Source organism: Klebsiella sp. GN_Kp190 (assembly GCF_040061795.1).
GTDB lineage: Bacteria > Pseudomonadota > Gammaproteobacteria > Enterobacterales > Enterobacteriaceae > Klebsiella > Klebsiella michiganensis.
The window spans coordinates 64,054-80,405 of record NZ_JBEAFN010000033.1; the positions used below are offsets into that span (position 1 = coordinate 64,054).

Genomic DNA, 16,352 nt, shown 5'->3' on the forward strand with positions numbered 1-16,352 from the left:
AAAACAGCCTTTCACACACTTACAGAGATGAAAGCGGTGGAGAATATTTCGCGACTCTGTGGCTTGGCTGGCAGAGCAATCCGCAGATAACGTCTATCATAAGAAGAAGTTAACCACACCGGAGGCGAAAAGATGAACAAGGTTGCTCAATTCTACCGAGAGCTGGTGTCGACGCTCAGCGAGCGGTTACGCAATGGAGAACGCGATATTGATGCGCTGGTGGAGCAGGCCAGGGTCAAGATTAGCCAGTCCGGCGAGTTAACGCAGAGCGAAATCGAGAATGTTATCCGCGCTGTCAGACGCGATCTGGAAGAGTTCGCGCTCAGTTATGAAGAGAGTCAGGATGAGCTGACTGATAGCGTCTTTATGCGGGTGATCAAAGAGAGCCTGTGGCAGGAGCTGGCGGATATTACCGATAAAACTCAGCTTGAGTGGCGCGAGGTGTTCCAGGATCTCAGCCACCACGGCGTCTATCACAGCGGCGAAGTCGTGGGGCTCGGCAATCTGGTGTGTGAGAAGTGCCATTACCATCTGCCGGTTTATACGCCGGATGTGCTACCGCGTTGTCCAAAATGCGGGCACGATCAGTTCCAGCGCCGGCCATTCGAGCCGTAAATACGTGAGAGATATTTGCGGAGCCTTTACACTGGCGTTAAGCCAGCCCGAGGGCCAATATAAAGCGCGTTAATATATTGGCCTTCCTTTTAAAGGGCAGGCTAACCCTTCATCTGTATGCGTAAAAATGCTGGTGCCGAAGCACCAGCATTAACTTTCTTTTAAAAAAAGACGCGCATTTTCAATGATAACTTCATGTTAATTGATGGTGTTAATGGTCGCGCTCTTAAACTGCTGAGTGCCGCCCATTTCACTGGCGTATTTATGTGAGGAATTTAAAACCAGATTAGTCGTGGAAATCGTGCCTTTGCCACAGGTTGCCCACCCCAGGAAACCGCAGCGGTATCCTCCGTTAACCACTTTATTAACTGACATGGTTAAAGTGCCGCCAGCTCCTATGTGAGAACGGTTAGTAATATTACCGTGATTCCGTGTATCCAGCGTCATATTTGATGAGCTTAAAATTTCGCCTTCATTATAAAGCTCATGATAGGTTTTAACGCCAACATTATCCTGACCAACAATAACCCCATAGTTGTGTGTGACATAGTTATCAATAGCTATCGTATCGGCCCCCATATAACCTTCATTTTTAAGCCAGTAGCTTTTTGTCGTCAGCGTATCAGTCGCTTCCATAAAGCTACCTTTGGTTAACGCCAGAGTACCATCGGTTTTTACGGTCACGTTGCCGCCGGAGGTGGTACCAGAATTGGTAATTTCCCCGGATGTTATCTGGTCATTTATTTTCGCCTGAACCAGCAGAGTATCGTAGCCAAAAATATTGCCAGTGACTTTAAGCGTGTCTCCTCCGAAGGTGACCGTTGTGTTTTTACCTCTGGTCGAGCCTCCGTTTTCAATGTTACCGGCGGCGGTGACTGTCAACTGATTATCTGAAAGTAAATTGGAACCATATGTCGTTTTCAGGTTACCGTTAGTCATTACGCTCAATGTGGAGGCCGCTTTGAATTTACCCGTGTTTTCGATATTTCCGGATGCGTTGACTAATAAATTTCCTGTGCTGGAAATGGTTCCACTATTGCTTATCGAACTGAGGCTATTCAGTAAGGCGATATTATTCGAGGATATATTTCCCGTATTTTTAAAATTGCCTGCAGAGAGTACCTGAGTCATCATACCATTACTGGCGATAGAGCCTTCGTTGGTGAGTGAGCCAAAGCTGGTCAAAGAGAGGCTGGTGTTAGCAACAATAGCGCCTTTATTTCGAACGCCAAAACCTAAATTATTGCCAACCATAGTAATACTATTGGCTTTGATGCCGCCAAGATTACTAATGTCGATACTATATTCAGGGTAAACATACTGCCGTGCCGTTGCCGCTTTGCCCGCTGAGGTTATCGCGCCAGAGCCGTTATCAAAGGTGAAGTTTCCTGCGGCCACTATCGCGTTCGTAGCATTAACCGTACCGTTAATGGCTATCGCATCGGCGAGCAGAACCGCATAGCTATTACTGGCATCCATTCCATTCTTGTCGATGGACAGTTTACCCCCGGTAACGTCATAACTGGCGATAGCGCCAGTATCAGAGAATGTTACCTTTCCTGTCGTTAAAATCGCCTTATTGGTGTTGATGAAACTACATCCTGAGCAGGAAATACCATTGGGGTTAGCAATAACCACATCAGCTCGCTGACCCGCAACTTCAATAAATCCATTCAGTGAGCTTGCACGGTTTGAGGTAACTTCGTTAAGAATAACAGAAGCACTACCATTAGTCAGATTGTTATTTTTAGCGATATTCCCCAACGTCGCATGGGAGAGATCGCTGGGGCTATTGTTCAGAACAACACCCTTACTATCAACATTAAACTCACGATACATATTATGTGAGACGCCGGCGGCATTGGGTTTTTCAATATCAATGACTTTGGCGCCTGATAAATGGGTGTAAGTTGTCGGGTCGGCATAAACAAAGCTTGAGCTCAATGCTGCTGCTAGCGCAACATAGGTTAAATTGAATTTAAACATTTAATAGAGTCCTTTAGAAATAAATGAGGTTAACTGATGCGTTGAAAAACTGATTTTAATACCTCCATTGTAATGAAAATCCCAGGTTTGCAGGGTCTGTATGAAAACCGTTTGGCTTTATCAGTGGGGTTCCGATGAATAAATCATACTGAGTTGAAATTATGCTTCCGCGTATTCCCACCGTGGCGCCAGACATGACTTTGCCATTTCCGTACTGCTCTGTTCCTGTAATGCGTCCAACGTCTATGCCTAAGTACAGCTGTCGTTCCGGGGCGGGCATATCCCAGATGAAATCATTGCGCCAGTACCAGCCTTGATTTCCTGAAAGGGTTCTTTCACCGTCAAAACCTCGTACCGTCCAACGATTGCCTATATTAAATTGATTGTCTGCGGATAAGATATCGGGGCTAATTTGTATATTAATATGCGGAGCATAGCTGAATTTATCCCCCGTTGATTCAAACTTCATTAAGGCTTGAAGGTCGGCATGAATAATGCGCGAAAGCTTACTGTACAGACCGGCTTTTTCCTCCGGAGTTGGCATTGAACTGAGCCAGGGAAGGCTACGCTGTACGCCCAGGCTGGCATCTACGATTGTATGGGTAAAATATCGCTGATGATGTGCCGTAATATCCCAGGCAGGATTCTGTTTGCGCATAACGCTCAGTTCGCTGCCACCAAAATAATAATGTGAGGTACTTTTTGCTATTCGCGCATCAATGGTTGTTTTTTGCTGGCGAGTGTGCGAAATTAGACGCGTTAAGGTTGCGCTGGCATAATCATTTTTGCTTTTATATTCAATGGTGGAGTATCTGCCATTGAACTGCTGACGATATTCACTTTGTGAACCGTAAAGATTGAGTGACCAAAATCCAAAGGGAATAGAATAATAGAGGCTTTTATTTTGGTTGCCATCGTTATGTTGATTAAACTCGACATCGCCCCCCATGGATAAATAGAAAATGTCATTTAGCGTCGTCAGGTCATAAAGATAAAGCGCGCCACCGGCCTGGTAACGCCCGCTGCTACGGCTTCCTGCATCATCCAGCCATGCGCCTACTTGCCAGTTTCGTGCCAGATGCCGGGAGATTTGGATATCGCTTTCCGCATGGTTCTTACCCGGCATGATTTTCATCTGCGCCGATGAGCCGGGTAAACGCTGCAAGTTAGCCATCCCCTGTTCCAGTTCGGTTAGCTTCAGAATATCCCCTGTTTTAGCCGGTATGGCATTCCACAGGCTGGTTGTCGCGCTATTGCCGGAAGCCCAGCTAATATTGCCGATATAGCCATAGCTCAACGTGATGCTCAGAATGCCATCATTCAGGGATTGTGAAGGTACATCAATAAGCGAAGTGATATATCCCCGGGCAATGAGTTCATTTTGCAAGGTTGTGGTGAGTAGACGTATGCCTTCAATACCCAGGCACTTTTTTTCTGCCTGGCGAGCGATATTACCTAACAGACCGCGGGTCAACTTGTGGTCAGCGGAAATAATTTCAACATGGTTGATATATCGGCAGGTTGCTTCAAGTGGAAAGGCGAGTTTATATTTTTGCGATCCTGTACCTGATGCCGAATATTCCTGCTGTGCTGGTGCCAATGCGCTTTGACGTGCCTTATCCTGTTCCACCTGATTGGTATTGCTAATCGATACATTCGCCAATGTCGATGCGGTTAACAGAATATAAAGAGAAAGGGCGGTTATGAGACTTTTATTATTCACGAAGCAATATCCATTTGTTTCACTCGTCCGTTATAGCCTTGTCAAGAATGTTTAGCGTTAACTGAGTAGGGTTAACGAAGCCGGGTTCTCAATCTTAAGAATCTTAATTTTCTAAAATCAAAAAAATCCGCTGCCGGCGCTCAGCGTTGTTGTCAAATTCGCGCCATGTTATCTATGACAGATTATGTAATCCACGATGTAAAGAGTGAATTTTTGTTGAATTGAGCGTTTCAGGTCGTGAATTATTTGGTGTGAGGCTGGATATATTTATGACGCGTATTTGAGAGCGGCAAAGCTATTGCCATAACTATGGAGAGAGACAGGAGCGGGAAGAGATAAAAGGCGTGTACGGTACCGTACACGCCGGAAGATTAGTGCAGAATTTTGGCGAGGAAGTCTTTGGCGCGTTCAGATTGCGGGTTAGCAAAAAACGCTTCTTTATCGGCGTCTTCGACAATTTTTCCTTCATCCATAAAGATAACCCGGTTGGCTACCTTACGCGCAAAGCCCATTTCATGGGTGACCACCATCATGGTCATCCCTTCATTTGCCAGTTCAACCATGACGTCCAGCACTTCGTTAATCATCTCCGGATCCAGCGCGGAGGTGGGTTCATCAAACAGCATGGCGATAGGATCCATACACAGCGCGCGGGCGATGGCCACGCGCTGCTGTTGGCCGCCCGAGAGCTGGGCGGGGAATTTTTCGGCATGAGCGGAAAGCCCCACGCGTTCCAGCAGCTTAAGCCCTTTCGCCCGGGAGGCGGCTTTGTCGCGATTGAGCACCTTGACCTGCGCCAGGGTGAGATTCTCGATAATCGATAAATGCGGGAACAGCTCAAAGTGCTGGAATACCATCCCGACGCGCGAGCGCAGTTTGGCCAGGTTGGTCTTTTTATCGTTGACGGTGGTGCCGTCGACGATGATTTGACCTTGCTGAATGGGCTCCAGGCCGTTTACGGTTTTAATCAGCGTTGATTTACCCGAACCCGAAGGCCCGCAGACCACCACCACTTCGCCTTTTTTCACTTCCGTGGAGCAATCGGTCAGCACCTGAAAGTGACCATACCATTTTGAAACATTTTTCAGGGTAATCATTACACAGTCCTTTTCTTCAACCAGCTGACCAACAGCGATGCGCTGAGACTAAACACAAAATATACGGCGCCTGCGAACAGGATCATCTCTACCTGGGTTCCATCACGCTCGCCGATAGTTGAGGCGGTGCGGAAAAAGTCGGCCAGGCTCAGAACATAAACCAGCGAGGTATCCTGGAACAGGACGATGCCCTGCGTCAGCAGCAGCGGTACCATGGCGCGGAAGGCCTGCGGCAGAATCACCAGCTTCATGGATTGCCAGTGGGTCATGCCCAGCGCCAGCGCGGCGCTGGACTGGCCGCGCGAGATACTCTGAATGCCGGCACGGATAATTTCCGAGTAATAGGCCGCTTCAAACATGGAGAAGGCGATCATCGCCGAAATCAGGCGGATATCGGTTTTCGGCGACAGGCCAAGCACGTTCTGCAGGAACCCGGGAACAATCAGATAAAACCACAGCAGTACCATCACCAGCGGAATGGAGCGGAAAACGTTAACGTAGGTTTTGGCGAACCACGCCAGCGGCAGGAAGCTCGACAGGCGCATCACGGCCAGGATCGTCCCCCACACAATTCCGACAACAATCGCGGTCACGGTAATTTTTAAGGTAATCACCAGCCCTGCCAGCAGGTATGGCATGGAAGGAATAATGGAGCTCCAGTCAAAATCGTACATTATTTACCCCCCATATTGCCCGGCAGGCGGACTTTACGTTCGACCACGTACATGATCAGCATAATAACGGCGTTGATAAACACGTAGGCGAGGGTGATAGCGGTAAACGATTCCCAGGCATGGGCCGAGTAGTCCAGCAGCTTGCCCGCCTGCGCGGCCATATCGGCAAGACCAATGGTGGAAGCGATGGCCGAGTTTTTCACCAGGTTCATCATTTCAGAGGTCATTGGCGGCACGATAACGCGATAGGCGTTGGGCAGCAGAACGTAACGGTAAGTTTGCGGGAGCGTTAGCCCCATCGCCAGCCCGGCGTTTTTCTGGCCGCGCGGCAGGGATTGAATACCGGAACGAACCTGCTCGCAGACGCGCGCGGCGGTAAACAATCCCAGACACAGCATCGAAGAAACGAAAAACTGAATATTCGGATCCAGCTCGGACTTAAACCACATGCCGATGTTTTCCGGCAGCAGTTCAGGCACCACCAGATACCAGGTGAAAAATTGAACGATAAGCGGAACGTTACGAAAAAGTTCAACGTAGCAGGTGCCGATAGTCGACAGCAGACGGTTCGGGACCGTACGGAGAATACCGAAGAGCGAACCTACAAAGAATGCGATAATCCAGGCCGTTACCGACAGGGTGACGGTGATCTGAAAACCACTCCACAGCCAGCCTAAATAGGTGGTGTTGCCGAACGGGGCCTGTTGCAGGAATATTCCCCAGTTCCAGTCTATTGACATAAATGACTCCTGGAAAAAAAAGGGTAGCAGCGCTACCCTCGAAGATTGTTGCTCAGCCTGTTTCGGTATTCGCGGCCGCTGGGGAACGACCAGCCGCCGTATAGTCTGTCCGCGCCGTAGCAACAATCGGGAGGGCAGGATTCCCCGCCCTTTGTTTTTTTAATTAGTTAAGAGCTTTATCGTTAGGTGATTTGAACAGCGCTTTCATCTCGTCAGAGAGTTCAAAGTTCATATTCAGGTTCTTTGGCGGAATAGGATTTTTAAACCACTTATCGAACCATTTTTCGGCTTCACCGGAGGTCTGAACCTGGGCGACCGTCTCATCGACCAGCGTTTTGAACTGCGGGTCATCTTTGCGCAGCATGCAGCCGTAGGCTTCCTGAGACTGAGCGGTACCGACAATCTCCCAGTTATCCGGTTTTTTCGCTTTCGCACGTTCGCCCGCCAGCAGCGCGTCATCCATCATAAAGGCCACCGCGCGACCGCTTTCCAGAGTACGGAAAGAGTCACCATGATCTTTTGCGCTGATAATACGCATATTCATTTTTTTCTCGTCGTTCAGCTTGTGCAGCAGAATTTCGGAGGTGGTGCCGGAGGTGACGACGACGGCTTTATCCTTCAGGTCCGGGAAATCTTTAATCGCGCCGCCTTTTTTCACCAGCAGACGGGTACCGACGACGAAAATCGTATCGGAGAAGGCCGCCTGTTTCTGGCGTTCAAGGTTGTTGGTGGTGGAGCCGCATTCGAAATCATACGTGCCGTTTTGCAGCAGCGGAATACGGTTTTGTGAGGTGACAGGGATCAGTTTGACCTGCAGATCCGGTTTGTTCAGCTTCTTCTTGATGGCATCAACGATCGCATTCGAGTAGTCCTGAGAGTAGCCAACGACCTGCTGCTTGTTGTCATAGTAAGAGAACGGAACGGATGATTCACGGTGACCAACGACGATAACGCCGTTTTTGGCAATTTTATCCAGAGTGCTCTGGCCAGCGGTGGATGCCGCATCTTCTGCATGCGCCACCCCAGCGGTGAGGCCCATGACCAGCATTGCTGCGGCCAGTTTACGTAATTGCATATCCGACTCCTTATCCTCAGCGCCGTCAGACGCTATTGATACCCATTGTGAATGTGTGTGCTTTTTTATCGCTGCCGTCTTTGCGTGCAGCATTTGTATGTGTTTGTTAGCATTTAGTTTGGCTTAATGTAAAGATTTTGCTCTTATATTGTTGATTTTTGCGAAGCGCACCGCACCATTTAAAGGCAAAAATCCCCCATTGCACCAAAATAGCGCCGCCTGACGATCGATGGTGGTGCAACCGGGTTGTACCCCCGAGGATCGCGTTGCTACATGTATTTATTAAGCAATGGTCGTGCCAGAATGGATAAGAAGGGGAGATGACCGCGGCGACGAGTGCCGCCGCGGGAGAAGCAATTATTGACGGCGCTGGCGCAGGCTCATCAGCAGCGCAGCAAAGCCAAACAAGGCGGTTAACGCCCACAGCGGCCAGTTCCCCGTACGCGCGTACGGCGTCAGTCCTGCCGTTGGGGTCACTTTGGTGGTTAATACGGCGCGGGTGAACTGCGGGATCATCTCCTGTATTTCACCGCGTGGGCCGATGACCGCGGTAATGCCGTTATTGGTGCTGCGCAGCAGCGGACGGGCCAGCTCCAGCGCGCGCATTCGCGCCATCTGGAAGTGCTGCCACGGGCCGATAGATTTGCCGAACCATGCGTCATTCGAAATGGTTAACAGAAAATCCGTATCCGGGCGGAAGTTATCCCGCACCTGCTCGCCAAGAATGATCTCGTAGCAGATAGCCGCCGTCAGACGCATATTATGCGCCACCAGCTGCGGCTGCACGTACGGCCCGCGGCTGAAAGAGGACATTGGCAGGTCGAAGAACGGCGCCAGCGGACGCAGAATCGATTCCAGCGGCACAAACTCACCAAACGGCACCAGATGATTCTTGTTGTAGCGATTCTTTGAGTCGTAGCTGTATGGGTTATCTTTGCCCAGCGTAATAATGGTGTTGTACGTATCGTAGCGATTCCGCGCGTTCAGACGCGCATCGACGATGCCGGTGATCAGCGAGCTATTTTTCGACCGCATCAGGTCGTCCATCATGCTGAGGAAGCGCTGCTGGTTAATTTCCAGATCTGGAATCGCGGACTCCGGCCAGACGATCAGCTGCGATTTACCCATATGCGGCTGGGTGAGATCCAGATAGGTTTTCAGGGTGTTGAGTAGCTGATTCTGGTCCCATTTCATCGCCTGGGGGATATCGCCCTGTACCAGCGAAACCGTGGTCGCGCGCGCCGGCAGCGGTTGATACCACTGAATGTAGCGAAGCGGGAAGGGCAGGGCGAACAGCACGACGGCGGCAATCAGCGGCTTCCAGTTACGCTGCGCGATAGCCAATACCAGCAGGCCGCTGACGAGCATCAGCAGGAAGTTAATCGCCTCAACGCCCATCACGGGCGCCAGGCCTTTGAGCGGGCCGTCAATCTGACTGTAGCCGAACTGTAGCCACGGGAAGCCGGTTAGCACCCAGCCGCGCAGAAACTCGGTAACCTGCCATATCACCGGGGCGGCGATGGCAACGCGTATCCAGCTGGTTTTCGGCCACAGGCGCGAAAGAATGCCGGCAAATAATCCGGTATAGAGCGACAGATAGGCCGCCAGCAGAACCACCAGGAAAACGTTGACCGGACCGGGCATACCGCCGAACTGCGCGATGCTCACGTAGACCCAGTTAATACCGGAGCCGAACAGCCCTAATCCCCAGAAATAGCCAATCGCGGCGCTTTGCAGGGGACGTCGGTTGAGGGTTAAACCTTGCAGGCCAATTAACGAAATAAGGGCTGCGGGCCAGAAGTCATAAGGTGAAAAAGCCAGCGTTCCGCTGGCTCCGAATAACAGCGCCAGCAGCAAACGTACGCGCTGGCGTTCAATAAGAGAGGCAAATACCATTTAGGTTAATCGTCCCGTTGGATTAGTCTTCCAGCTTCGGCTGCGGGGCATCATCAGGAAGCTTTACATGTACCTGAATAATACGTCGACTGTCAGCCATTGCGACCTTGAATTGGTAACCATCAATGTCGATAGACTCGCCGCGGGCAGGCAGATGACCAAACGCCTGCATGACCAGACCGCCGATGGTGTCGACCTCTTCATCGCTGAAGTGGGTGCCATACGCTTCGTTGAAATCTTCGATTGAGGCCAGCGCGCGCACCGTCCACGTGTGGCGGCTCAGCTGACGGAAATCGATATCTTCTTCTTCGTCGTATTCGTCTTCTATTTCACCGACGATGAGCTCAAGGATGTCTTCAATGGTCACCAGACCTGAGACGCCGCCAAACTCATCGATAACGATAGCCATATGATAACGTTGGGAGCGAAACTCCTTCAGCATGCGGTCAACCCGCTTGCTCTCGGGCACGACAACCGCCGGACGCAACACTTTTTCCATGCTGAAGGCTTCGGCATCGCTGCGCATAAACGGCAGCAGATCTTTGGCCATCAGAATCCCTTCGATGTGATCTTTATCTTCGCTGATCACCGGGAAACGCGAGTGGGCCGATTCGATGATCACATCGAGGCACTCGTCCAGCGTCTGGTTGCGTTTCAGGGTAATCATCTGCGAGCGGGGGATCATGATGTCGCGGACGCGCTGGTCGGCGATATCCATTACCCCTTCGAGCATATCGCGCGTATCTTCGTCGATAAGGTCGTTTTGCCCGGAATCACGGATCAGCGCCAGCAGTTCGTCACGATTCTTGGGTTCACCGTGAAAGAGCTGGCTGAGTAACAGGGAGAAGAATCCCTTTTTGCTGTTTACTGTGTCGCTACTGTGTGAATTGTCGTCGCTCATGGCGTCGTATGGGTTCTCATGTTAGTTAAATAGTCGCTCGTCACGCGTATACTCAGCGCCCGGCATAGCGGCCAGTCGCCGGCAAAGCCGGCAACGGGTTATTCCTTCTCGGCAATGTACGGATCCTCATAGCCCAGAGCAAGCATTATCTCTGTTTCGAGGGATTCCATCTCTTCCGCTTCTTCATCAATGATGTGGTCATAGCCCAAAAGATGCAGGCTACCGTGGACCACCATATGCGCCCAGTGCGCTTCCAGCGGTTTACCTTGCTCTTTCGCTTCCTGTTCAACCACCTGACGGCAGATGACCAGGTCGCCAAGCAGCGGCATTTCGATACCCGGCGGGGCTTCGAACGGGAAAGAGAGCACGTTAGTCGGTTTGTCCTTCCCGCGATAGGTCAGGTTCAGCTCGTGGCTTTCCGCTTCATCAACCAGGCGAATCGTCAGCTCCGACTCTTCCTGAAACTGCGGGATAACGCTATCGACCCAGCGCTGAAACAGGGCTTCATCCGGCATTCCGCTGTTATCTTCGCAAGCCAGCTGTAAATCGAGAATGACCTGACTCATTTATGCTCCTGTTCCTGGGCTTCGCGTTTGCGCTCGGCGGCCAGTTCTGCTTTACGTTTCTGGTCTGCTTCTTCCCAGGCTTCATAGGCGTTAACGATGCGGGCGACCACCGGGTGGCGCACGACGTCTTCGCTATGGAAGAAGTTGAAGCTGATCTCATCGACTTCTGCCAGCACTTCAATCGCGTGGCGCAGGCCCGATTTGGTGCTGCGCGGCAGGTCAATCTGCGTGACGTCGCCGGTAATGACCGCCTTAGAGTTAAAGCCGATACGGGTCAGGAACATTTTCATCTGTTCAATGGTCGTGTTCTGGCTTTCGTCGAGAATGATAAACGCATCGTTCAGCGTACGGCCGCGCATATAGGCCAGCGGCGCGACTTCAATCACGTTGCGCTCAATCAACTTTTCGACTTTCTCGAAGCCGAGCATCTCGAACAGCGCGTCGTACAGGGGCCGCAGGTACGGATCGACTTTCTGGCTCAAATCGCCGGGCAGGAAGCCCAGTTTTTCGCCGGCCTCAACCGCCGGACGGGTCAGAAGAATACGGCGGATCTCCTGGCGCTCCAGCGCGTCTACCGCGGCGGCGACCGCCAGGTAGGTTTTCCCGGTCCCGGCAGGGCCGACGCCGAAGGTAATGTCGTGGTCGAGAATATTGGCGATGTACTGCGCCTGATTCGGCGTACGCGGCTTAATCACGCCGCGCTTGGTTTTGATATTGATGGCCTTACCGTAGTCCGGCACGCTTTCGGCGCTCTGCTCCAGCACGCGGGCTTCTTTGATCGCCAGATGAATTTGTTCCGGTTCAATATCCTGAATTTCGCCGCGCATCGGCGCGGTATCGACGTACAGACTGCGCAGGATATCCGCCGCAGCGGTGACGCAAATCGGCCGACCGGTCAGTTTAAAGTGGTTGTCTCGACGGTTAATCTCGATGCCGAGGCGGCGTTCCAGCTGTTTAATGTTGTCATCAAACGGGCCGCACAGGCTCAGCAGACGGGCGTTGTCCGCGGGCTCAAGGGTGATTTCGCGAGTGTCTGTATTCAAGCTGTTCCTCTTATACATAGATAGCCGGAAGGTAGCCGGTCAGGAAATTATTCACGTCATCGGAATATGGCGCAAGCATCGCTATAGATATTGGGTTCAGGAGAGGAAATACAAGGCCTGCCGGAGCCGGCAGGCCTGAACGGATTATGGCTGGTAGATACCGACGCCAAGATCGTTTTCTTTACGGGTGCGGGCAATCACCGACTCCGGGGTTTCCGCGATGCGCAGACCCATTTCGTCCTCGGTGCGCACCACTTTACCGCGCAGGGAGTTTGTCCAGACGTCGGTGATCTCGACATCGACAAACTTGCCGATCATCTCAGGCGAGCCTTCGAAGTTCACCACGCGGTTATTTTCGGTGCGGCCAGACAGCTCCATGATGCTCTTACGTGAGGTGCCTTCCACCAGAATGCGCTGCACGGTGCCGAGCATACGGCGGCTCCAGGCCATCGCCTGCTGGTTGATGCGCTCCTGCAAAATATACAGACGCTGCTTCTTGTCCTCTTCCGGTACGTCGTCGACCATATCGGCCGCCGGCGTTCCCGGACGCGCGGAGAAGATGAAGCTGTAGCTCATATCGAAATTCACATCGGCAATCAGCTTCATGGTCTGCTCGAAATCCTGAGTGGTTTCGCCAGGGAAGCCGACGATGAAGTCGGAGCTGATCTGAATATCCGGACGCGCCGCGCGCAGTTTGCGGATAATCGCTTTATATTCCAGCGCCGTGTGGGTTCGGCCCATCAGGTTCAGCACGCGGTCGGAACCGCTCTGTACCGGCAGGTGCAGGAAGCTGACCAGCTCCGGCGTATCGCGGTAAACCTCAATGATATCGTCGGTGAACTCGATGGGATGGCTGGTGGTAAAGCGGATCCGGTCGATACCGTCGATCGCCGCAACCAGACGCAGGAGATCGGCAAAGCTACCGGTGGTGCCGTCATAGTTTTCCCCGCGCCAGGCGTTTACGTTCTGCCCGAGCAGGTTGACTTCACGCACGCCCTGAGCCGCAAGCTGGGCGATTTCAAACAGGATATCGTCGCTTGGGCGGCTCACTTCCTCACCGCGGGTGTAGGGCACCACGCAGTAGGTGCAGTACTTGTTGCAGCCTTCCATGATGGAAACAAAGGCGCTTGGGCCTTCGGCGCGCGGTTCCGGCAGGCGGTCGAATTTTTCGATTTCCGGGAAGCTGATATCGACGACTGGGCTGCGGTTGCCTCGTACCGAGTTGATCATTTCCGGCAGACGGTGCAGGGTCTGCGGCCCAAAAATAATATCGACGTAGTGGGCGCGCTGGCGAATATGGTCGCCTTCCTGAGAGGCCACGCAGCCGCCAACGCCGATGATCAGGTTGGGATTCTTCTCTTTCAGCAGCTTCCAGCGTCCTAGCTGATGGAATACTTTTTCCTGAGCCTTCTCACGGATTGAGCAGGTATTGAGCAGCAGCACATCCGCTTCTTCCGCCACTTCAGTGAGTTGATACCCGTGGGTGGCATCCAGCAGATCGGCCATCTTTGATGAATCGTATTCGTTCATCTGACAGCCCCAGGTTTTAATATGGAGTTTTTTTGTCATCGACTTGCTCATGCTTAATTAGGTATACCCAAAGTCAGCGTCTTCACCGGATGTTGCTCTGCAATGTGAAGGGTGACGGATATAAAGCCAGGATTGCAGGGCGCGTATTGTAATGCTTTGACCGCGCCCTGACCAGTACGACCGTAATCACCACAAGCCGAATAAAAATCCGGTAAACTGAGGGGATTCGGGTTTAAGGATAATAGCCATGACAATTCATGCAACAGATGTCGTTATCGTCGGCGGCGGAATGGTTGGCGGCGCGCTCGCGCTTGGCCTGGCGCAGCTGGGCTTTACGGTGACGGTCATAGAAAAAAACGCGCCACCGGTTTTTGATGCGTCTTCACCGCCTGACGTGCGTATTTCGGCAATCAGCGCGTCATCGGTAGGGCTGCTGAGAGGCCTCGGTGTCTGGGACAGCGTGCGGTCCATGCGCGCCCATGCGTACCGCCAGCTAGAAACCTGGGAGTGGGAAAGCGCCCATGTTGTCTTCAATGCCGCGGAGCTGAAGCTGCCGGAACTGGGCTATATGGTGGAGAATAACGTCCTGCAGCGAGCCCTGTGGCAGGCGCTGGAAGCCCATGAGCGCATATCGCTGCAGGTGGGAACATCGCTCCAGGAGATGCGTCGGGAAGAAACGTACGTCTCCTTAACGCTGACCGACGGCAGCCAGCTTGATGCGCGGCTGGTGGTGGGCGCGGACGGCGCCAGTTCGCAGGTGCGTCAGCTGGCCGGAATCGGCATCCACGCGTGGCAGTATCAGCAATCCTGTATGTTGATAAGCGTACAGTGTGCGGACGATCCCGGCGACAGCACCTGGCAGCAGTTCACACCGGCGGGGCCGCGCGCGTTTTTACCGCTGTTCGATCATTGGGCCTCGCTGGTGTGGTACGACGCGCCGGCGCGGATCCGCCAACTGCAGGGCATGAGCATGGCTCAGCTACAGCAGGAAATTACTCGCCACTTCCCGTCGCGGCTGGGAGAGATTACGCCGCTGAGCGCGGGCGCCTTCCCGCTCACCCGCCGCCACGCATTGCAGTATGTTAAGCCGGGGCTGGCGCTGGTGGGCGATGCTGCGCACACCATTCATCCGCTGGCGGGGCAGGGAGTTAACCTCGGCTATCGCGATGTCGATGCGCTGCTCGATATTCTTGGCAGAGCAAAAGCCCACGGCGAAGAGTGGGCCAGCCTGCCGGTACTTAAGCGCTACCAGACGCGACGTCAGGCGGACAACTTTATTATGCAGTCTGGGATGGATCTGTTTTACGCCGGGTTTAGCAACGATCTGCCCCCGGTGCGTATGCTGAGAAACATTGGGCTGATGGCGGCCGAACGCGCCGGCGGACTGAAGCGTCAGGCGTTGAAATACGCGTTGGGGCTATAATCCGCATTCAAAATAATCGCGCAAACAGCGTGTCTTTACCCTCTTTTTTGGGCAAGAATCCCTGATACCAGATACTGCCGCCAGAGGTTGTCAGGGATTCGCACTGCCACTGATTCGTGGCGAGCAAATAGAAGGAATAGGCGCTTTTACCTGACATATAGAGCAGGAACAGCAGCGCCAGCAGCGCAAGGATGGCAGTTACCGCGTCGCCTTCGGAAGACAGAACGTCACAGGCAAGGATGGCGATACATGCTGCCTGAAGAATCATCTTGCTCGCAAAGCAGCGAAGAAAAAATTGCCGCGTTCTTTCTGTTGACCAAAAACAGGGATTCTTAATGACGTCTCTCTGCTCCTTAGCCGGGAAGCCATGAATGTAGGTTATCCAGCGGGTATCCTCGGTGAGCGTTAGCGCGAGGCCCGTTTCGTTGAGCCGATGCAGGCGCATGGATATGCCGACGGGAAAAAACAAACCAACCACGATGCTGTAGGTTAGTAAGGCTGAAATCCCGAACAGGCAGAAAGCGAAGCCGATCAGAAAAAAGAGCAAGGTTATGGTGCGGGTAAAGAGAGGGAAAACCTGATAGTTCATCGTAAATCCTTTTACTCATTGACTCTGTAATTTATCAGAGCTGAGAACGAGGTACACTTCAGGTCAGCTTTTTTCGGAATTCATAAAGCAAAAAGCCCGCCGAAGCGAGCTTTTTGCTTTTTGTTGGCTGGGGTACGAGGATTCGAACCTCGGAATGCCGGAATCAGAATCCGGTGCCTTACCGCTTGGCGATACCCCAATTTTACGTTGACCATTTCGTACCGGGGTCAAACCGGTGGCTTAGCGCCTGGAGATACTCCAACGGGTGCGCGCACAGCGTGGGCGACTTTTAAAATTGGCTGGGGTACGAGGATTCGAACCTCGGAATGCTGGTATCAGAAACCAGAGCCTTACCGCTTGGCGATACCCCAACAATTCTTTTGGATTTATCGAACTGAATCAATAATTCCTTTGTATGGTGGCTACGACGGGATTCGAACCTGTGACCCCATCATTATGAGTGATGTGCTCTAACCAGCTGAGCTACGTAGCCA

Annotated in this window: 14 protein-coding genes and 3 tRNA genes; 2 read left to right on the forward strand and 15 right to left on the reverse strand. The window is 52.4% G+C overall.

What is annotated here, in order from left to right; translation table 11 throughout:
* Nucleotides 1–132 precede the first annotated feature (132 nt).
* Nucleotides 133–615 carry a zinc ribbon-containing protein gene (locus ABLU67_RS20755; RefSeq protein ID WP_014228404.1) on the forward strand — a complete coding sequence of 161 codons (483 nt, stop codon included), beginning with the start codon at nucleotides 133–135 and terminating at the stop codon, nucleotides 613–615.
* Between the two features lie 198 nt (nucleotides 616–813).
* Here the strand turns inward: ABLU67_RS20755 and ABLU67_RS20760 are convergent, their stop codons facing one another.
* The 11 genes from ABLU67_RS20760 to miaB form a co-directional block, all read right to left on the reverse strand.
* On the reverse strand, nucleotides 814–2,601 hold the full coding sequence (locus tag ABLU67_RS20760; RefSeq protein ID WP_106510508.1) for a filamentous hemagglutinin N-terminal domain-containing protein: 1,788 nt from the start codon (nucleotides 2,599–2,601) through the stop codon (nucleotides 814–816).
* Nucleotides 2,602–2,656: 55 nt separating this feature from the next.
* Nucleotides 2,657–4,285 carry a ShlB/FhaC/HecB family hemolysin secretion/activation protein gene (locus ABLU67_RS20765; protein ID WP_224226544.1) on the reverse strand — a complete coding sequence of 543 codons (1,629 nt, stop codon included), beginning with the start codon at nucleotides 4,283–4,285 and terminating at the stop codon, nucleotides 2,657–2,659.
* Nucleotides 4,286–4,695: 410 nt separating this feature from the next.
* Nucleotides 4,696–5,421, reverse strand: coding sequence for an amino acid ABC transporter ATP-binding protein (locus ABLU67_RS20770; protein ID WP_004848813.1), 726 nt, complete (start codon nucleotides 5,419–5,421; stop codon nucleotides 4,696–4,698).
* A complete protein-coding gene (gene gltK, locus ABLU67_RS20775) occupies nucleotides 5,421–6,095 on the reverse strand; it encodes a glutamate/aspartate ABC transporter permease GltK (protein WP_004848815.1) in 675 nt (224 codons plus the stop codon). The genes ABLU67_RS20770 and gltK overlap by 1 nt, the downstream gene beginning before the upstream one ends.
* Complete coding sequence (locus ABLU67_RS20780) at nucleotides 6,095–6,835, reverse strand: amino acid ABC transporter permease (RefSeq protein ID WP_014837812.1); 741 nt, start codon at nucleotides 6,833–6,835, stop codon at nucleotides 6,095–6,097. Before ABLU67_RS20780 ends, gltK begins: the two co-directional genes overlap by 1 nt.
* 163 nt (nucleotides 6,836–6,998) lie before the next feature.
* A complete protein-coding gene (locus ABLU67_RS20785; RefSeq protein WP_004848819.1) occupies nucleotides 6,999–7,910 on the reverse strand; it encodes an amino acid ABC transporter substrate-binding protein in 912 nt (303 codons plus the stop codon).
* 357 nt (nucleotides 7,911–8,267) lie between these two features.
* Nucleotides 8,268–9,806 carry an apolipoprotein N-acyltransferase gene (gene lnt, locus ABLU67_RS20790; RefSeq protein ID WP_025106393.1) on the reverse strand — a complete coding sequence of 513 codons (1,539 nt, stop codon included), beginning with the start codon at nucleotides 9,804–9,806 and terminating at the stop codon, nucleotides 8,268–8,270.
* Between the two features lie 22 nt (nucleotides 9,807–9,828).
* Nucleotides 9,829–10,707, reverse strand: a complete 879-nt coding sequence (gene corC / locus ABLU67_RS20795; protein ID WP_004130445.1) for a CNNM family magnesium/cobalt transport protein CorC — start codon at nucleotides 10,705–10,707, stop codon at nucleotides 9,829–9,831.
* Nucleotides 10,708–10,805: 98 nt separating this feature from the next.
* Nucleotides 10,806–11,273, reverse strand: coding sequence for an rRNA maturation RNase YbeY (gene ybeY / locus ABLU67_RS20800; RefSeq protein ID WP_004130446.1), 468 nt, complete (start codon nucleotides 11,271–11,273; stop codon nucleotides 10,806–10,808).
* The gene (locus tag ABLU67_RS20805; protein WP_004134159.1) at nucleotides 11,270–12,316 is read right to left on the reverse strand and encodes a PhoH family protein; all 1,047 of its coding nucleotides are present in this window, start codon (nucleotides 12,314–12,316) and stop codon (nucleotides 11,270–11,272) included. Before ABLU67_RS20805 ends, ybeY begins: the two co-directional genes overlap by 4 nt.
* 144 nt (nucleotides 12,317–12,460) lie before the next feature.
* Nucleotides 12,461–13,885, reverse strand: a complete 1,425-nt coding sequence (gene miaB / locus ABLU67_RS20810; protein WP_004111391.1) for a tRNA (N6-isopentenyl adenosine(37)-C2)-methylthiotransferase MiaB — start codon at nucleotides 13,883–13,885, stop codon at nucleotides 12,461–12,463.
* Between the two features lie 208 nt (nucleotides 13,886–14,093).
* On the opposite strand from miaB, the gene ubiF reads away from it, so the two are divergent.
* On the forward strand, nucleotides 14,094–15,269 hold the full coding sequence (gene ubiF, locus ABLU67_RS20815) for a 3-demethoxyubiquinol 3-hydroxylase (protein ID WP_232553445.1): 1,176 nt from the start codon (nucleotides 14,094–14,096) through the stop codon (nucleotides 15,267–15,269).
* 7 nt (nucleotides 15,270–15,276) lie between these two features.
* On the opposite strand, the gene ABLU67_RS20820 is transcribed toward ubiF, so the two are convergent.
* The 4 genes from ABLU67_RS20820 to ABLU67_RS20835 all read right to left on the reverse strand — a co-directional run bounded on the left by ABLU67_RS20820 (nucleotide 15,277) and on the right by ABLU67_RS20835 (nucleotide 16,351).
* Nucleotides 15,277–15,858: a hypothetical protein gene (locus ABLU67_RS20820; RefSeq protein WP_025106391.1), complete on the reverse strand. Its 582-nt coding sequence runs from the start codon at nucleotides 15,856–15,858 to the stop codon at nucleotides 15,277–15,279.
* Between the two features lie 124 nt (nucleotides 15,859–15,982).
* Nucleotides 15,983–16,057: transfer RNA gene (locus ABLU67_RS20825), tRNA-Gln, on the reverse strand.
* A 97-nt stretch (nucleotides 16,058–16,154) separates the two neighbouring features.
* Nucleotides 16,155–16,229, reverse strand: a tRNA-Gln gene (locus tag ABLU67_RS20830).
* 45 nt (nucleotides 16,230–16,274) lie between these two features.
* Nucleotides 16,275–16,351 (reverse strand) — tRNA-Met (locus ABLU67_RS20835).
* Nucleotide 16,352: the final 1 nt, after the last annotated feature.

What these genes read in the sequence shown, in the direction of transcription:
- ybeY (WP_004130446.1), bottom strand. Translation starts at nt 11,273, where the DNA reads ATGAGTCAGGTCATTCTCGATTTACAGCTGGCTTGCGAAGATAACAGC.
- ABLU67_RS20770 (WP_004848813.1), bottom strand. Translation starts at nt 5,421, where the DNA reads ATGATTACCCTGAAAAATGTTTCAAAATGGTATGGTCACTTTCAGGTG.
- ABLU67_RS20820 (WP_025106391.1), bottom strand. Translation starts at nt 15,858, where the DNA reads ATGAACTATCAGGTTTTCCCTCTCTTTACCCGCACCATAACCTTGCTC.
- gltK (WP_004848815.1), bottom strand. Translation starts at nt 6,095, where the DNA reads ATGTACGATTTTGACTGGAGCTCCATTATTCCTTCCATGCCATACCTG.
- miaB (WP_004111391.1), bottom strand. Translation starts at nt 13,885, where the DNA reads ATGACAAAAAAACTCCATATTAAAACCTGGGGCTGTCAGATGAACGAA.
- ABLU67_RS20785 (WP_004848819.1), bottom strand. Translation starts at nt 7,910, where the DNA reads ATGCAATTACGTAAACTGGCCGCAGCAATGCTGGTCATGGGCCTCACC.
- ABLU67_RS20780 (WP_014837812.1), bottom strand. Translation starts at nt 6,835, where the DNA reads ATGTCAATAGACTGGAACTGGGGAATATTCCTGCAACAGGCCCCGTTC.
- corC (WP_004130445.1), bottom strand. Translation starts at nt 10,707, where the DNA reads ATGAGCGACGACAATTCACACAGTAGCGACACAGTAAACAGCAAAAAG.
- ABLU67_RS20760 (WP_106510508.1), bottom strand. Translation starts at nt 2,601, where the DNA reads ATGTTTAAATTCAATTTAACCTATGTTGCGCTAGCAGCAGCATTGAGC.
- ABLU67_RS20755 (WP_014228404.1), top strand. Translation starts at nt 133, where the DNA reads ATGAACAAGGTTGCTCAATTCTACCGAGAGCTGGTGTCGACGCTCAGC.
- lnt (WP_025106393.1), bottom strand. Translation starts at nt 9,806, where the DNA reads ATGGTATTTGCCTCTCTTATTGAACGCCAGCGCGTACGTTTGCTGCTG.
- ubiF (WP_232553445.1), top strand. Translation starts at nt 14,094, where the DNA reads ATGACAATTCATGCAACAGATGTCGTTATCGTCGGCGGCGGAATGGTT.